This window comes from Microbacterium sp. 2MCAF23 (assembly GCF_052115565.1).
GTDB lineage: Bacteria > Actinomycetota > Actinomycetes > Actinomycetales > Microbacteriaceae > Microbacterium.
The window spans coordinates 1-16310 of record NZ_JBFRGY010000012.1; the positions used below are offsets into that span (position 1 = coordinate 1).

16 protein-coding genes and 1 rRNA gene are annotated in these 16310 nt (G+C 70.2%); 8 read left to right on the forward strand and 9 right to left on the reverse strand.

Translation table 11 applies throughout. The annotated features are described in order from the left end of the window. Positions 1–102: ribosomal RNA gene (rrf, locus tag AB4078_RS13285) — 5S ribosomal RNA — on the forward strand; the annotation flags it as partial. Between the two features lie 237 nt (positions 103–339). On the opposite strand, the gene AB4078_RS13290 is transcribed toward rrf, so the two are convergent. Then, positions 340–768 (reverse strand): hypothetical protein, encoded by a 429-nt coding sequence (locus tag AB4078_RS13290; RefSeq protein WP_441977546.1) that lies wholly within the window; start codon positions 766–768, stop codon positions 340–342. Positions 769–1048: 280 nt separating this feature from the next. On the opposite strand from AB4078_RS13290, the gene AB4078_RS13295 reads away from it, so the two are divergent. After that, entirely contained in the window at positions 1049–1537 is a 489-nt protein-coding gene (locus tag AB4078_RS13295; RefSeq protein ID WP_441977547.1) for an FBP domain-containing protein, read from the forward strand. A 50-nt stretch (positions 1538–1587) separates the two neighbouring features. Here AB4078_RS13295 and AB4078_RS13300 read toward each other — a convergent pair whose 3' ends face one another. From AB4078_RS13300 to AB4078_RS13310, 3 genes are all read right to left on the reverse strand, one after another. Next, positions 1588–1935: a hypothetical protein gene (locus AB4078_RS13300; RefSeq protein ID WP_440734084.1), complete on the reverse strand. Its 348-nt coding sequence runs from the start codon at positions 1933–1935 to the stop codon at positions 1588–1590. Between the two features lie 160 nt (positions 1936–2095). Next, the gene (locus AB4078_RS13305; RefSeq protein ID WP_441977548.1) at positions 2096–3787 is read right to left on the reverse strand and encodes an amidase; all 1692 of its coding nucleotides are present in this window, start codon (positions 3785–3787) and stop codon (positions 2096–2098) included. A 107-nt stretch (positions 3788–3894) separates the two neighbouring features. Then, positions 3895–4929, reverse strand: a complete 1035-nt coding sequence (locus tag AB4078_RS13310) for an agmatine deiminase family protein (protein ID WP_441977549.1) — start codon at positions 4927–4929, stop codon at positions 3895–3897. A 69-nt stretch (positions 4930–4998) separates the two neighbouring features. On the opposite strand from AB4078_RS13310, the gene AB4078_RS13315 reads away from it, so the two are divergent. After that, positions 4999–5595, forward strand: coding sequence for a TetR/AcrR family transcriptional regulator (locus AB4078_RS13315; RefSeq protein ID WP_441977550.1), 597 nt, complete (start codon positions 4999–5001; stop codon positions 5593–5595). A 72-nt stretch (positions 5596–5667) separates the two neighbouring features. Here AB4078_RS13315 and AB4078_RS13320 read toward each other — a convergent pair whose 3' ends face one another. Both AB4078_RS13320 and AB4078_RS13325 read right to left on the reverse strand, forming a co-directional pair. Further along, positions 5668–6273, reverse strand: a complete 606-nt coding sequence (locus tag AB4078_RS13320; RefSeq protein WP_441977551.1) for a cysteine hydrolase family protein — start codon at positions 6271–6273, stop codon at positions 5668–5670. Then, a complete protein-coding gene (locus tag AB4078_RS13325; RefSeq protein ID WP_440734079.1) occupies positions 6270–7730 on the reverse strand; it encodes a purine-cytosine permease family protein in 1461 nt (486 codons plus the stop codon). The genes AB4078_RS13320 and AB4078_RS13325 overlap by 4 nt, the downstream gene beginning before the upstream one ends. A 332-nt stretch (positions 7731–8062) precedes the next feature. On the opposite strand from AB4078_RS13325, the gene AB4078_RS13330 reads away from it, so the two are divergent. Further along, complete coding sequence (locus AB4078_RS13330) at positions 8063–9436, forward strand: pyridoxal phosphate-dependent decarboxylase family protein (RefSeq protein WP_441977552.1); 1374 nt, start codon at positions 8063–8065, stop codon at positions 9434–9436. A gap of 135 nt (positions 9437–9571) precedes the next feature. Here the strand turns inward: AB4078_RS13330 and AB4078_RS13335 are convergent, their stop codons facing one another. Then, positions 9572–10858, reverse strand: coding sequence for a M18 family aminopeptidase (locus AB4078_RS13335; RefSeq protein WP_441977553.1), 1287 nt, complete (start codon positions 10856–10858; stop codon positions 9572–9574). Positions 10859–11261: 403 nt separating this feature from the next. Here AB4078_RS13335 and helR point away from each other — a divergent pair, with 403 nt between their 5' ends. Further along, entirely contained in the window at positions 11262–13451 is a 2190-nt protein-coding gene (helR, locus tag AB4078_RS13340; RefSeq protein ID WP_441977637.1) for an RNA polymerase recycling motor ATPase HelR, read from the forward strand. A 3-nt stretch (positions 13452–13454) separates the two neighbouring features. Here the strand turns inward: helR and AB4078_RS13345 are convergent, their stop codons facing one another. After that, positions 13455–14471 (reverse strand): DUF5937 family protein, encoded by a 1017-nt coding sequence (locus AB4078_RS13345; protein ID WP_441977554.1) that lies wholly within the window; start codon positions 14469–14471, stop codon positions 13455–13457. Positions 14472–14538: 67 nt separating this feature from the next. Between AB4078_RS13345 and AB4078_RS13350 the strand changes: the two genes are divergently transcribed. Genes AB4078_RS13350 through AB4078_RS13360 form a run of 3 tightly spaced genes read left to right on the forward strand, consistent with a single transcriptional unit; the run spans position 14539 to position 15895 of the window. Further along, on the forward strand, positions 14539–14895 hold the full coding sequence (locus tag AB4078_RS13350; RefSeq protein ID WP_441977555.1) for a cupin domain-containing protein: 357 nt from the start codon (positions 14539–14541) through the stop codon (positions 14893–14895). Positions 14896–14922: 27 nt separating this feature from the next. Continuing rightward, positions 14923–15216, forward strand: a complete 294-nt coding sequence (locus tag AB4078_RS13355) for a DUF4287 domain-containing protein (protein ID WP_441977556.1) — start codon at positions 14923–14925, stop codon at positions 15214–15216. A 34-nt stretch (positions 15217–15250) separates the two neighbouring features. Next, a complete protein-coding gene (locus AB4078_RS13360; protein WP_441977557.1) occupies positions 15251–15895 on the forward strand; it encodes a dihydrofolate reductase family protein in 645 nt (214 codons plus the stop codon). A 38-nt stretch (positions 15896–15933) separates the two neighbouring features. On the opposite strand, the gene AB4078_RS13365 is transcribed toward AB4078_RS13360, so the two are convergent. Then, complete coding sequence (locus AB4078_RS13365) at positions 15934–16230, reverse strand: DUF4229 domain-containing protein (protein ID WP_441977558.1); 297 nt, start codon at positions 16228–16230, stop codon at positions 15934–15936. Positions 16231–16310: the final 80 nt, after the last annotated feature.

The following is a 16310-nucleotide window of genomic DNA, read 5'->3' on the forward strand; positions in this document are numbered from 1 at the left end:
GTGAGGGAAACGCCCGGTCACATTCCGAACCCGGAAGCTAAGCCTCACAGCGCCGATGGTACTGCAGGGGGGACCCTGTGGGAGAGTAGGACACCGCCGGACTTCCTTTAACAGAAAGGCCACCCAACGCAGGGTGGCCTTTCTGCGTTTCTGGATCAGATTCAAGGCCGCCCTCACGGGCGGCCTTTTTTCGTGTGCCGACCCGCGACCTCCGCCGCTGCGCGGCGGGATTCGCGGGTCCGCACACGACCTGAGCGCCGACGAGGGGCAGTTCGGGGAAGGTCTCGCCCGAGTCCGTTTGGGCATCGACGCGACGACGACGCGGGGCTACTCTGGGCGTCAGACGGGCCGTTCGCCCGCCTCCCGGTGGACGAAGGAGCTCTCGATGGACGCGATGATGATGGACTCGATGAAGAGCATGGACATGATGCCCGGCATGAAGATGATGGACATGACTCTCATGCAGGCGTGCATGGACGCGTGTTCGGCCTGCGAGCAGGCATGCACGGTGTGCGCGACGCAGATGATGGACTGTTCGCCGTCCTGTATGAACTGCGCAGACATGTGCAACACCATGATGCGCTCGATGATGCGCATGCAGGGGATGACCCCGGCGGTCATGATGTCGATGCTCGACGCCTGCATGGCGATGTGCCAGCTCTGCATGGACATGTGCATGAAGCACGAGGCCCACAGCGAGGTCTGCCGGATGTGCGCGGCCGCGTGCAAGGCCTGCATGGACGCCTGCATGGCGATGCGCGACTCCATGATGGCAGCCTGAGCGGCGGGGTCTCGGGTCCCGGTTGATGCCGGGTGATCTAGGATCGGAGCATGCTCGTTGTTCGAGGCGCCCGTGCGGTGCTGAAGGAGGTCACTGGCGCGATCTGCGCCGGTGACAGAGGCTGACGCCCCTGCCGGCGGTCTACTGCCGGCTCGTTCGTCGCGCCCGCGTGAACATTCCGCGGGACATCCTCCGGCTGGTTTCACCAGCCGATTTCTCGCGTCTGCCGCAGCGGCAGCCGTTCTGACCTCGCACAGAGAGCACGACATGCTTCCCATCGATGAGCGCGCCATCCGCGCGTCCTTCCGCAACGCCTCCCGCAAAGAGGCCTCCTCCATGACCCCGCCGCCGGAGTTCGGCGCGGTCGACTTCACCCAGCTCGACTACCTCGGGTGGTCGGATCCGAAGATGCCCCGCCGGGCTTACATCGCGGCGCACCGCGATGACGGCTCACCGGTCGCGGTGCTGTTGCAGCAGGCCGAGCAGCGCACGAGTGCCCGTGCGCAGTGCTCGTGGTGTGAGGACGTCACGCTGCGCAACGACGTGCAGTTCTTCGCCGCGCGCAAGGCCGGCTCCGAGGGGCGCAACGGCAACTCTCTCGGCGTGCTGATCTGCGCGAACTTCGGCTGCTCTGGCAACGTGCGGCGCCTGCCGCCGCTGGCCTACGAGGGATACGACCGGGAGGCCGCGCGCGAACAGCGGATCCTCCGTCTGCAGCAGCACATCCGGGGCTTCCTCCGCGAACTGGGGGCGTAGCGGTCGGTGCCCTTCGTCCTTCGGGGCGAGGGGCACCGACCGGAAGCGGGTCAGGCGCGGGCGACGTTGTAGCGCAGAGCGCCGATCGCGAGCACGTCCCATCGGGTGTGCACGGCGACAGGCTGACCGGGCTCGACCTCGAGGGCGGCGCCGCCGGCGTTCCACAGTGAGAGCGTCTCGCCGTCGAGCGTGGCGACCTGCACGATGCCGGCCTGCCGATCGACGCCCGACACGAGGGCATCGGTCCAGCCGGCGGTCGTCGCGGCGGCGAGGCGCGCCTGGATCAGATGCAGCGCGTGGCCGGGAGCGTAGGAGGAGCAGACGTCGCCGTGGTCGCACATGCACCGGGCAGCCTCACGCACCGGAAGGGGCGAAAGGTGGATGCGGGGCGTGGTCACGATGGTCTCCTCACAGGATCGGTCCGATCAGGTTACGGCCGGGCGTGTCGCGGACGGTAACGCCCGTGAAATGTGCCGACACATGATCGAATCTGCGCCTGTGCGCGGATCCGATCATGTTCCGGTGAGGGGCCGGATCCGATCGTGTTTCCGTGAGGGGTCAGAGCCGAGGCGTACGCGGAGGTGAGGTGCGGCGGTCGCCGGTCGCCTCGAAGGCGGCGGCGAGCTGCAGCAGGCGGGTGTCGTCATAGGCGCGGCCGGAGATGGTCAGGCCGACCGGCATCGCGATATCGGAGAGGGTGCCCATCGGCACCGTCACGGAGGGGACGCCGAGGTGCCGCGGCACGATGTTGCCATTCGCGACCCAGACCCCGTTGCGCCAGCCCTTGTCGGCGGATGCGGGATTCACGTCCATGTCCGCCGGCCCGATGTCGGCCATCGTCGGGTGGATCACGGCGTCCAGTCCGAGGCGGTCCATCCACTGCTCGAAATCGATGCGGCGCGTCTCCTCGAGACCGTTCAGGCCGGCTTCCATGTGCGGGATCACCGTCATGTCGGTGACCGGGTTCGCACAGAACAGGTCGGGCAGCTCGTTGATGTCGTCGTCGAAACCGGTGTAGCGATCGGGGAGAGCACCCGCGGGGGCGGGGAAGATCTTCGCGCCGTCGACCTGCGTCAGCGTGTTGAGCGCAGGATCGCCGTTCGCGCCGAGGAAGTCGTCCCATCCCCATGCGCACAGCTCGATGACCTCACTGCGCAGGAACTCGGGCGGAACGATGCCGCGGGTCGCGATAGTCGGTGCCCCGGCACGATCGCCCTCGTAGTTGGAGACGGCGGGGAAGTCGACCTCGACCACCTCGGCGCCGGCCGCCTCCAGCGCGGCGCGGGCGGCGCGCCACAGCTCCATGACCGATTCCCGGGTCTCGATGCGCTGTCCCGTCGGCCCGCCGATCCCGGTCCCCGTGCCGGCCTCGGGATCCGCGTTGATGAACATCCGGGGGACGCCGAACCGCTTGCCGCCCAGTTCCGCGGGCTCCAGGGCGACGTACGACTCCGGACGCACCTCCGACGCCGCAGGCAGTGGCACCCACGGCTGCGCGCGCCAGAAGTCCCCGCGCGTCGTGTGATCGTCGGCGACGACCACATCGAGGATCTCCAGCAGATCGGAGACGGTGCGCGCGTGCGGCACCACGATGTCCTGCGTCGGCACGAGCGGCCAGTTGCCGCGCACCGAGATGACGCCGCGGCTGGGGCAGTACGCGACGAGCGCATTGTGGGACGCCGGCGCCCGACCGCTCGACCAGGTCTCCTCGCCGAGGCCGAAGGCGGCGAACGATGCCGCGGTCGCCGTGCCCGAGCCGTTCGACGAACCGGATCCGAAGGCGCTGGTCAGCCAGTCCGCGTTGTACGGGCTCTCGGCGCGACCGTAGACGCCGCGCTGCATGCCGCCGTTCGCCATGGGCGGCATGTTCGTGAGCCCGAGGCAGATCGCACCGCCGGCACGGAGGCGCTCGATCGTGAACGCGTCGCGCTGGGCGACGAGCTCGGCGAAGGCTGGGGAGCCCGCTGCCGCCGTCAGCCCGCGCACGAGGTAGCTGTCCTTCGCCGTGTACGGGATGCCGTCGAGCGGGCCGAGGATCTCGCCGCGGGCTCGACGGGCATCGGAGGCCGCGGCCTCGGCGCGCGCCTCCGGGTTGCGCACCACGACGGCGTTCAGCGCTGTCGCCGTGTCGGGCCCGTCGTAGGCGTCGATGCGGGCGAGATAGGCGTCGACCAGTTCGACAGCCGTGGTCTCGCCGGCCTCGAGGGCCTCACGCAGGCGGGCGATGGGGGTCTCGACGACGTCGAACATGGGCGGATCCTTCGGTCGTGCGTCTGTCTGCGCCGAACCGTGGGATCCAGAAGCGCAATGCCACGGTTTGGCGCAGACAGACGGGGAGGGGTCAGGGGCGGCGGGCCTCAGGCGGAGAGCGTGGGCTGCTGCTGGGTGATGCAGTGGATGCCGCCGCCGCGGTCGAACAGCGGGCGCGCGTCGACGGTCACGACACGACGGCCGGGGTACGCCGCCGACAGGATGTCGCGGGCGCGCGCATCGGCGATGTCGTCCCCGAACCCGCACGCGATCACCCCGTCGTTCGTGACGAGGTGGTTGACGTAGCTCCAGTCCACGAAGCCCTCCTCGTCGCGCAGCGTCGCCGGAGCCGGCAGGTCGACGACCTCGAACGCGCGCCCCGCGGCGTCGGTCTGCGCCGACAGGTGCTCCCGCAGTGCGGCCGACACCTCGAAGTCGGGGTGTCCGGGATCCTGTTGGGCGTGCAGGAGGATCCGTCCGGGGGAGGTGATCGCCGCGACGATGTCGACGTGGCCGTTGGTGCCGAAGTCGTCGTAGTCGCGGGTGAGGCCGCGCGGCAGCCAGACTGCCTTGGCGGCGCCGATGGTGCGGAGCATCTCGGCCTCCACGCGCTGGCGGTCGAGGTAGGGGTTGCGGCGCGGGTCGAGCTGCACGGTCTCCGTGAGCAGCACCGTGCCTTCGCCGTCGACGTGGATGCCGCCGCCCTCGTTCACGAGCGTGGAGCTCACCAGCTCGGCGCCCGTCTCCGCGGCGATGATGCGCGCGTGCTGGGCGGCGTCGTGCCAGCGGGCCCACTCCGGTGCGCCCCAGCCGTTGAACACCCAGTCCACTGCACCGAGCACGCCGGGCCGCTCGGGGTCGACCACGAACGTGGGGCCGGAGTCGCGCATCCAGAACTCGTCCACCGGGGCTTCGAGGATCGTGATGTCGGAGGACAGCATGCGCCGAGCGCGGGCCATCTCACTCGGATCCACGAGGATCGTCACCGGGGTGAAGGCGGAGACGGCGTGGGCGACGGCGGTCCACGTGGCGTAGCCCTCCTCACGCAGTGCGTCGGTGTCGCCGAGGGTCTCGCCTTCGGCGGGGAAGGCCATCCAGACGCGGTCGTGTCGGGCGGTCTCGCTGGGCATCAACCAGGGCATCGGTGCTCCTCGGATCGGGTTCATCCCGCTTATTGAACAAGCGGCCAACTAGCGATACGGTATAGCCCCATGAGCACCTCGTCAACCCCCCGGCCGAAGAGGATGCCCCCGGAGCAGCGGGAGAAGGCGATCCTCGACGCCGCCGTCGCCCTCGCGCGGCAGGGCGGGATCGCCGCGCTGACTGTGCGCACGGTCGCCGCTGCGGCGGGCGTGACGCCGGCGCTCGTCACGCACTACCGGCCCAGCATGGACGCTTTCGTGGCCGAGGTGTTCGGCACGATCGTCGGCGCCGAGCGCGAGGAGGTCGTCGCCGACGGCCGTGCAGCCGCGAACCTCCGGGCGCGGATCACCCGCATCGTGGAGACCCTGCTCGACGGCGACCGCGACGACGTCACCCTGGTCTGGGTGCAGGCCTGGGCGGCCGGCGCGCGCAACGACGTGCTCGCCGCCCGGGTGCGGATCGAGATGGATCGATGGCAGCAGGATCTCGAGGCGGTCCTGGCCGAGGGCGTCGAGGCGGGGGAGATCGCCGCGGCACAGGCCGAGGGGGCGGCATGGCTGCTGCTCGCGACCGTGGACGGGATGAGCGCCCACTCGCTCGTGAAATGGGCGCCCGAGGATCGGGGTGCGCTCGCCCGGCGCACGGTGTCGGCGGTTCTGGGCTGAGCCGGAGATCGCGGAGCTGGCCGGCAGAGCCCAGTGAGCAGCAGGTGGTCGACGCAGGATCCGGAGCCTCGATCAGCCGGCGAGGATCCGGAGCGCTGAGGTCGTGTCCGACACCGTCAGCTGCGGCGGGTACAGCCCCATGACCTGGATCGCGGCCTCGTGATTCTCCGGTGTCGAGCCGGCGCAGGCGTCGGCGGCGATCGTGACACGTGCACCCGCATCGGCTGCGGCCAGCGCGGTCGAGATCACGCAGCAGTCCGTGGAGACGCCGGCGAGCACGACGGGGGCGGATCCGATGTCCTTCGACAGGCTCAGGAACCGATCGATGGCATCCCACTTGCCGAACGTGGGCAGATCCAGCGTCGGATGCGGGGAGAGGCTCCGCGCGGCGGGCACGAGGTCGTACAGCGGATCGTCGGCAGGCTTGTCCGCGAACGGCCAGGCCGCGAAGTAATCGCCCCATGACGTGCGGCGATCCGCGGTCGGCAGCCAGCGGGTCACGAGCACCCGGTCGGCCGCGACGTCGGCGAGACGGCGGATGTTCGCGAACGCCGCGGGGAACATCGGCGAGCCCCAGGCCGAGTCCGGCGCGGCGAAGATGTTCTGCGGGTCGATCACGACCAGCCAGGGACCCTTCGATGGGGTCAGGGACCGGCCCGCTTCGGCCGCATCCGTCATGCCTGCTCCTGGCGGCGGATCCTCCCGGCACGGGCGAACCAGCCGACGACGAAACCCAGCACGAGTGCGAAGAACACGCCGAGGTTCGCGTAGGCCCACTCGCCGTCCTTGCCGCCGATGAGGCCGAGGAAGTAACCCTGCCAGTTGTTCCACGGCGCGGCCTCGGCGAAGGTGTTGATCACGAAGCCCCAGCCGATCACCGACGCGACGATCAGGGTGACGATCGAGACGCCGTCCCACGCGCCGTAACGTCCGCGCGCGTCGAACAGCGCCGCCTCGTCGTAGTCCTTCTTGCGGCGCAGGATGTCGGCGATCAGGATCCCCGCCCAGGCCGCCATCGGCACGCCCAGCGTGATGAGGAACGACTGGAACGGTCCGATGAAGTCCTGCGCGAAGAACACCACCACGATGGTCCCGATGGTGAGGATCACACCGTCGACCGCCGCGGCCGCGGGACGAGGGATCCGGATGCCCAGGCTCAGCAGCGTGAGGCCCGACGAGTAGATGCCCAGCACCGCGCCGGAGACCAGCGTGAGGATCGCCACGATGAGGAACGGGAACAGCGCCCATGCCGGCAGAAGCGTCGCGAGCGCGCCGATCGGATCGGCGGCGACCGCGGCGCTGAGCTTGTCGTTCGACCCGGCCAGCAGCAGGCCGAAGAACACCAGCACGATGGGCGCGACGGATCCGCCGATCGTGTTCCAGGTGACGATCTGCGCATCGGAAGCCGTGCGCTTCTGATAGCGCGACCAGTCGGCGGCGATGTTGATCCAGCCGAGCCCGAAGCCTGTCATCACCATGACCAGCGCGCCGATCGTCTGCGCGAGCGTGCCGTCAGGGCGAGAGAACGCGGTGGTCCAATTGATGCTGCCCACGGTGAGGATGAGGAACAGGATCGTGAACGCGCCGGTCAGCCAGGTGAGCACCGACTGCAGCTTCATGATCGTGTGATAGCCGAGCACCGACGCGCCCACGATGAGCGCCGCGACCAACACGGTCGCGATGAGGTGCACGGCGACGTCGCCGTCTGCTCCGACCCAGCCGAGCGCGTGCAGCACTGTCGTGGTGGCGAGCACGGCCGTGATCGTGAGTGAGGTCTCCCAGCCGATCGAGGTCAGCCACGAGACGATGCCGGGGATCTTCTGCCCCTGCACGCCGAACGCCGCGCGGGACAGGACCATGGTCGGCGCGGATCCGCGCTTGCCGGCGATCGCGATGAGTCCGCACAGCGCGAACGACACCACGATGCCGATGATCGCCACGATCGTCGCCTGCCACAGCGAGATCCCGAATCCGAGCAGGAAGGATCCGTAGGACATGCCGAACACCGACACGTTCGCGGCGAACCACGGCCAGAACAGGTCGCGGGGGCGCGCGGTGCGCTCGGACTCGGGAACGATCTCGATGCCCCGCCGCTCGATGAGGGCGGCGGATCCGGGCTGTGAATCGGCGGACATGGCTTCATCCTGGCAGGCACTGGCGGGATCCGGGGCGGATCCGGGGAACTCCGGGCGATTGGGGGAACTCCGGGTGGGCCCCTGGTGCACGCGAGTGGACCCCTGGTGCACGCGAGACTCCATCTGAGTCACGAGACTGCGGCGGCCAGCTGCATTCTCGGAGCGCAGATGAAGTCTCGCGGTCAGGTGGGCGGAGCGAGAACGGATCTTCGCGCCGGATGCCCATCGAATTCGAAGCTTCGTTGCCGGTACGATATCGCCGACCCGTTGATCCGGCGCGGCATTCTGCTCGTCGCCGGGCGCTCGTAGGCTTCCGGGTCGGAAGGATCCTCATGGACGCCTCGCGCATGCATGCCGCCTCGCCCGAATCCGCCGCGATCGTCGACGCCGTGCTCGACTACTCCCGCCGCCGGATGCTCGCCACCGATGTGCCCCTCGACAAACCGCAGCCCGAGGCCGAGCTTCGTCGCCTGGTCGGCACGACCATCACGGACGCGGGGCTCGGCGGGCAGCGCGCGCTGAGCGTGTTCGAGCACATCCTCGCGCCGGCCTGTCTGACCACGAGCCACCCCAACTACCTCTCCTTCATCCCGAACGCGCCGACCGTCGCGGCCATGGCGTTCGACCTGGTGGTCTCCGCATCGGGGCTCTACGGCGGCAGCTGGCTCGAGGGCGCGGGCGCCGTGCACGCCGAGAACGAGGTGCTGTCGTTCCTGGCCGCCGAGTTCGGTCTGCCCGACACGTCCGGCGGCGTTTTCGTGCAGGGCGGCACGATCGGCAACCTGTCCGCGCTCGCCGCGGCCCGTGACAAGGCGGGCCGGCGCCTTGACGCCGCAGGCACGCCGCGGCCCGCGCGGTGGAAGCTCGTGTGCAGCCTGGAGGCGCACTCCTCGAACAAGTCGGCCGCGAAGATCATGGACGTCGACGTGATCGCGGTCCCGGCCGGTGCTGACGGCAAGCTGCACGCCGACGAGGTGCGCGCCGCGCTGGAAGAGCACGGCGAGGCCGTGTTCGCCGTCGTCGCGACGGCAGGATCCACCAACTTCGGCATCCTCGACGACATCGCCGGCATCGCCGCGCTCAAGGACGAGTTCGACTTCTGGCTGCACATCGACGGCGCCTACGGGCTCACCGCGATGCTCGCGCCCGAGGCGCGGGCGTGGTTCGCGGGCGTCGAACGGTGCGACTCGCTCGTCGTGGATCCGCACAAGTGGCTGTACGCGCCGTTCGACTGCTGCGCGCTGCTGTACCGCGACCCGACCGACGGCCGCCTCGCGCACACTCAGCACGCGGAGTACCTGGACACACTCACCGACACCGATGAGTTCAGCCCTTCGGACTACTCGATCCAGCTCACCCGGCGTCCGCGCGGACTGCCGCTCTGGTTCTCGCTGGCGACCTATGGCGTGGACGCGTACCGCACGGCGGTCTCGGAGACGCTGGCGCTCACCCGCCGGATCGCGCACGAGATCTCCTCGCGTCCCGAGTTGCGCCTGGTGCGCGACCCCGAGCTGTCGGTGGTCGTGTTCGAACGCGAGGGCTGGGAGCGCGCCGACTACGACCGCTGGTCGGACGAGCTGCTGCAGTCGCAGCGTGCGCTCGTCGTGCCGAGTTCGCACGCCGGCCGGGTGAACACGCGCTTCGCGATCCTCAACCCCCTGACGACGTTCGAGGACCTCGTCGGGATCCTCGACACGATGCGCTGATCGGGTCCTTTCGGGGTCGTTGAGCGAGCGGAGCGAGCCGAAACGCCGTGCCCTTGACGGTGACCGCGTTTCGTCTCACTCCGACTGCGCCGGTGCTCGCTCAACGACCCCGAAGAGCAGGGCACGCGAGCGGGCTCAGCCGGCGAAGAAGGCCTTCGCGACGGCGGTGAGGTCGTGCAGGTCACTCACGCCCGCGAGTTCGCGGGCGGAGTGCATCGACAGGATCGGGATGCCGACGTCGACCGTGCGGATCCCGAGGCGGGTCGCCGTGATCGGGCCGATCGTGGATCCGCAGGGCACGTCGTTGTTGGAGACGAACTCCTGGGTCAAGACGCCGGCGGCGTCGCACCAGCGATGCCAGGCGGCGGCGCCCACGGCGTCGGTCGCGTAGCGCTGGTTCGCATTGATCTTCAGGATCGGACCGGATCCGAGCACGGGCTGCACGACCGGGTCGTGCTTGCCGGCGTAGTTGGGGTGCACCGAGTGCCCGACGTCGCTGGACAGGCACCACGACGCCGCGTAGGCGCGGTGCACGTCGACGGCGTCGGCGCCGAGACCGGCGTAGATGCGCTCCAGCACGTCCTCGAGGATGGGGCCTGCGGCGCCCGAGCGGGAGCCGGATCCGAGCTCCTCGTGGTCGAACGCGGCGAGCACCGCGATCGCGTCAGGCTCGCCGTGGGCAGCGACCTCGCCGAGCGCGACCACGCCTGCGTGCACCGAGGCGAGGTCGTCCAGGCGTCCGCTCGCGAAGAACGCGTCGTCCTTGCCGAACACGGCACCGCGGGCGCTGTCGGCGACGACCGCGTCGAAGCCGCGGATCTCGCGGGGATCGATCCCCGCGGCGTCGGCCAGCTCGGCGAGCAGGTCCGCCTCGAGCGGGTCGCCCAGCCCCCACACCGGCTGGGTCTCGTTCTGCTTGTCGAGCGCGAGACCGTTGTTCATGCCGCGGTCGAGGTGGATCGCGAGCTGCGGCAGCCGCAGCAGCGCACCGGTCGCGGCGAGCACGACCCGGCCATCGGCGAGTGCGAGCCGCCCTGCCAGGCGCAGTTCGCGGTCGAGCCACGAGTTCAGCAGCGGTCCGCCGTACACCTCGACGGCGGCCTGAAGCCAGCCCTTGGTCCCGGTGGTCGGACGCGGCTTGAGCTTGAACCCGGGGGAGTCGGTGTGCGCGCCGAGCACGTGCGTCGGCGTGGTGGCGGTGGCCCCGGCGGGCACTACCCACGCGATGGCCGCGCCGTCGCGCACAATCACGAAGCGGCCGCCGGGCTGCGCGGGCCACGCCTCGGTCTCGTCCAGACGGGTGAATCCCTGCTCCTCGAGGCGACGGGCGACCTCCTCGGCGGCGTGGTAGCTGGACGGCGAAGCGGCGACGAAGTCGGCCAGATCCTCGACATGCGTGCGGGCGGAGGCGGCGTGGGACATGCGGATCCTTCCGAGGCGGGCGCGACAGCCGAAGCGACGCAGAGCACTTCGATCGTAACCGCGCGGGCTGTGCTCGAAGCGGACGGGGCCGAGCCTCAGGTCGCGATTTCTGCTCTTCCGGGCGCTGTTTTCGCGCCGAAAGTGCGACCTGAGCGGAGGGAGTGCGACCTGAACGTGCGGGATGAAACAGGGCGGACGACGAAGGGAGCGGATCCGTGCGGACCGCTCCCTGCATTTCCAGGATACCGGAGGGGGTGGGGCTTGCGGCAAGGCCCCCCTGCGGGGGCAGACTGTGTGGTTTCGCCCAGGAATCGGAGGATCCGTGCGCCCTGAATCCACCCACGAAACCACTCTCACCACGACCCCGCCGGCCGCCGCATCGGCCGCAGCCTGGTCGCCGACGATCTTCGCCCTGCCGCCCGCCCTGTCCCGCAAGGCGGATCCGGCCCTGATCGCCGCCGACGACGCCTACCTGATCGCCATCCGCGACCGCCTCGCCGAGGAGGTCGCCGCCCTCGAGGACCGTCTCGTGCGGCTGCGCGCTGCCCCCGCCCGGCTCGGGCACGAGGCGCTCGACCGCGACCTCGAGATCCACCGCTCGACCTCGCGCCTGCAACTTCTGCGCCGGTTCGGGGTCGACCTCTGCCTCGGGCGCATGGCCGTCGCCGGTGACAGCGAAGCGGACGGACCCGGATCCGGTGCCGCCCGGCCCGAGTTCGTCTACATCGGGCGCATCGGGCTGTCCGATGCCGAAGGACGACGGCTGCTCGCGGACTGGCGCGCGCCGGCGGCCGAGCCGTTCTTCGCGGCGACCCACGCGGATCCGCAGGGCCTGATCAGCCGACGCCGGTACCGCTGGGCCTCGCGCCGCATCACCGACTACTGGGACGAGGTGTTCGACCCCGCGTTCTACCGTGGCGAGGACCCGGAGGGGGCGGCCGCGCTCGACGACCAGTCCGCGTTCATCGCCAGCCTCGGCGCCTCGCGCTCGCCGCGGATGCGGGACGTGCTGAGCACGATCCAGGCGGACCAGGATGCGATCATCCGCGCATCCTCACGTCACCCGCTGGTCGTGGACGGCGGCCCCGGCACCGGGAAGACCGTCGTCGCGCTGCACCGCGCCGCCTATCTGATGCATGCCGAGCAGCGTCTCAGTCATGGCGGGATCCTGTTCGTCGGGCCGCACCAGCCCTACCTCGCCTACATCGAGGACGTGCTGCCCAGCCTCGGGGAGGACAGCGTCCGGGTGTGCACGCTGTCGGATCTGGCACCCGAGGGCAGAGCCGGCGATCGCATGCCGGAGGAGCAGGATCCGCTCGCGCGAGCGCTGAAGTCGGGCGCGCGACTCCTCGACGCGGTGACCGCCGCGGTCCGCTACCACGAGCATGCGCCGAACGAGCCGCTGCTCGTGGAGACGCCGTGGCGCGACGTGATCGTGGAGCCGGCGGTGTGGGACGAGGCGTTCGACGCCCCGGAGCCCGGTACGCCGCACAACGACGCCAGGGACGACGTGTGGGAGGCACTGATCGGCGCGCTCGTCGAGGACAACGCCGACGACGACGTGCCGCCGCGGCGGCTCGATCGCGCCCTGCGGCAGAGCGACGCGCTGCAGCGCGCGTTCGTGGCCGCCTGGCCGGTGCTGGATCCCGCCGGGGTCGTCGCCGACCTGTGGTCGACGCCGGCGTACCTGCGGATCTGCGCTCCCTGGCTCGCCGAGGACGAGCGTGCGGCCCTGCGGCGGGAGGACCCGAGGGCGTGGACGCGCCAGGACCTGCCGCTGCTCGACGCGGCCCGCGCGCTGACCGGGGATCCGGAAGGCTCTCGGCAGCGTCGGCGGCAGGAGGCCGTGACCGCCGAGGAGCGCGAGCAGCGCGAGCGCGTGCTGGACGAATTGCTCGCCGCCGACGACGACAAGGAGAGCGCGATCACCGGGTTCTTCTTCGGCGACGACAGCGCCGGCGTGCGCGCGATGCTGCAGGACGAAGCCGCCCTGCCGCGGCGCGACCCCGACGCCCTCGCAGGGCCGTTCGCGCACGTGATCGTGGACGAGGCCCAGGAGCTCAGCGACGCGGAATGGGCGATGCTGCTGCGCCGCGTCCCGTCGCAGAGTCTCACGATCGTCGGCGACCGCGCACAGGCCCGACACGGGTTCGGCGAGTCGTGGACCGAGAGGCTCGAGCGGGTGGGGCTTCGTCGCATCGAGCGCGCGTCGCTGCGCATCAACTACCGCACGCCGGAGGAGGTCATGGCTGTGGCGGAACCCGTGATCCGCGCCGCACTGCCCGACGCGAACGTCCCGGTCTCGGTGCGCGCGAGCGGAATACCGGTGCGGTATGCAGTGCTCGCCGAGCGGGACAGGATCCTCGCGGAGTGGCTCACCGCGCACGAGGACGGCATCGCCTGCGTGATCGGCGGCGAGCGGCCGTTCCCGGACGCGCGGGTGCGGTTCCGCACGCCGACGACCGCCAAGGGGCTCGAGTTCGACCTCGTCGTGCTCGTGGATCCCGAGTCCTTCGGCGACGGTATCGAGGGAGCGGTGGACCGCTACGTCGCGATGACCCGCGCCACGCAGGAGCTGGTGATCCTCAGCTGAGGATCAGAGCGCGGCACCGACCAGCGCCTCCCCGAGCGGGGTGCGCAAGTGCAGCATGCGGGCGCCGTCGCGCGTGCTCGCGATCAGGCCCGCGTCGCGCAGCACCGTGAGGTGGTGGGAGGCGGTGGATGCGGCGATCCCCGCCTCCTCCGCGACACGCTTCGTGGTGCGCGGCACATGCGCCGTGAGCAGGATCCCGGCTCGCACCGGCCCGACGAGGGCCTCGAGCGCCCGGACGAGATCCTCCGCGTCCTGGGCCCAACCCGCGGTCACGCCGCGGGCAGGGTAGAACAGCGTCGGCTGGGCGGGCGCCTCGGTGATCACCATGCAGCCCCACGACGACATCACGGACGGCACCAGCACCAGGCCGCCACCGCGGCAGTCCACGTCCTCGCTGTGCCGGCGCAGTCGCACCCGCACCGAGCCGTCGCCCCAGCTCACCTGCGGGTGGATCCCGGATGCCATCGCTGCCAGGCCGTCTGTCGCGATCGTGCGGGACCGCACCGCGATGTCCGCTCGCAGGATCCGCTCCAGCTGCGGCCAGACCGGTGCCATTGTGCTCTCCCAGACCTCGGCCCAGGCGTCGGTGATGATCGAGCGCGCCCGGGCGGGCCGTTCCTGCATGCGGCGCAGTGCCTGCTGGCGCCGGCCGGAGGAGCGGACCACCATCTTGCCGAGGTCTACGCGCATGCCCGCGAGCGGAGCCTCGCGGAGAGCTGCGAGCTCGTCCTCAGGCACGAGATCCCAGCGCGCGGTCGATGTGACGAAGTCCGGCATGTATCCGTCGGCGCCGATCACATGCGCGAGCACACCGAACGCGTCCCGCGGCAGCCGGCCGCGGGCGTCCTTCAGCCAGCCCCAGGCGAGCGGGTACTGCTCGGGGCGCAGCAGCACGCGCACGGCGTGCGCGAGCTCATGACCGGGCGAGACCCCGAACCGCACCGCCTGGATGTCGCCCGGGCTGAGGTGGAAGTCGACATGGTGGTGCTCCCATTCCACGCCCTCCATGTTTCGATCCACATCGAAACTCTACGGGGCACACCAGAACCTCGCGAGAGTGGGATCACACCACCGAGAGGACCAGATCATGAGCAGCATCGCCCCCGATGTCGCAGTCGTCGCACCCGCGGACATCCGCCTCGGCACCGGCAACGGTCGTCGTTTCGAAGGCGCCGACCACGGCGCCGGCGTCTCGTACTTCTACGTCGACAACCAGCCGGGTCAGGGCTCCCTTCTGCACTGGCACCCGTACCCCGAGACCTGGGTCGTGCTGGAGGGCGACGTCGCCTTCACCGTCGGCGACCGCATCATCGCCGCGACCGCGGGAGACACGGTCACCGGTCCCGCCTTCGTGCCGCATCGCTTCGAGAACGTCGGATCCGGCACAATGCGATTGATCGGCATCCACGCCTCGGCCGTCATCATCCAGACCGTGGTCGACTGACCGCGATCCCCGCGCAAGGAGTAGAACATGTCCTTCCAGGCATATCTCGACGCCGTCGAGACGAAGACGGGCCTCACCCCTCGGCAGATCATCGATCTCGCAGCCGCCCAGGGCTTCGGCCCTGACACCAAGGCCACACCGATCCTGGAGTGGCTGAAGAGCGAGTACGACCTCGGGCGCGGCCACGGCATGGCGATCGTGCACGTCATCACCAAGGGCCCCACGATCAGCACCAAGCACGTCGGGACCGACGGCGTGCACCGCGACGAGAGCGATACGCTCTGGCTCGACGGCAAGGACTCCAACCCGCACGGCGCCTGAGCGCCGCCCACCCGCGACAGCAAGGACACACGACATGGCCGTTCGCGCCGACCTCAACATCTCCCTCGACGGATACGCGACCACCACCGACCAGACGGCGGAGAACCCGTTCGGCGAGGACTGGGGGCGGCTGGTGGCCGCGTACACGGCCACGCGCACGTTCCGCGAGCGCGTCATGGGGGATCCGTCCGGCGGCACCACGGGGGTCGACGACCGCTACGGTGCGGAGTACTTCGAGAACATCGGCGCCGAGATCATGGGCGCCGGGATGTTCGGGCTGCACAACTTCCCGGATGACGTGGAGTGGCGCGGCTGGTGGGGCGAGGAGCCGCCGTTCCACTGCCCGGTGTTCGTGCTGACGCACAGCACCGGCCGGGCGCCGATCTCGTTCGCCAACGGCACGGAGTTCCGCTTCTTCGACGCCGCACCGCAGGAGGCCCTCGCCCTCGCGACCGAGGCGGCCGGCGGCGCGGACGTGCGCATCGGCGGAGGCGTCGACACGGTGCGCTCGTTCCTGGCCGCAGGGCTCATCGACCGCCTGCATGTGGGCATCACGCCGATCCTGCTCGGCCGCGGCAAGAACCTGTGGGCGGACCTGCGCGGACTGGAGAACGACTACGCGGTCACGAGCGAGGTCGCCGAGAGCGGCGTCGTGCACGTGACCTTCGCACGCGGCTGAGGCTGCGCGCGAGAGACGCCGCGGTCCAGACCGACGGCTCAGACCGCGTGGCGGGTGCCTTCCGCGTCGTCGGACCCGTCCGCGTCCTCGATGTCTTCGTCGGAGGGAGCGGATCCGGTCTTCGCCGAGCGCTTCTCATAGATCGCGCGGGAGGCGTCCGACAGCGGGTTGCGCAGGAACAGCAGCGAGATGCTGATGCCGATGAGCGCGGCGAACAGCGCCGCGAGCCACCAGAACTCCCGGAAGATCGGGAAGAAGAACCACAGGATCCCCAACGGCACGAGGAACGCCAGCAGGCGCAGCACCGAGTACACGAGCAGGGGAGGAAGTTTCACAGGTTCAGTCTAGGAGGGTGCGTTCGGCATGCGCTGTGAGGGGCGTATGGCATCCGTCTCGATCAGATGTGCGCCGCATG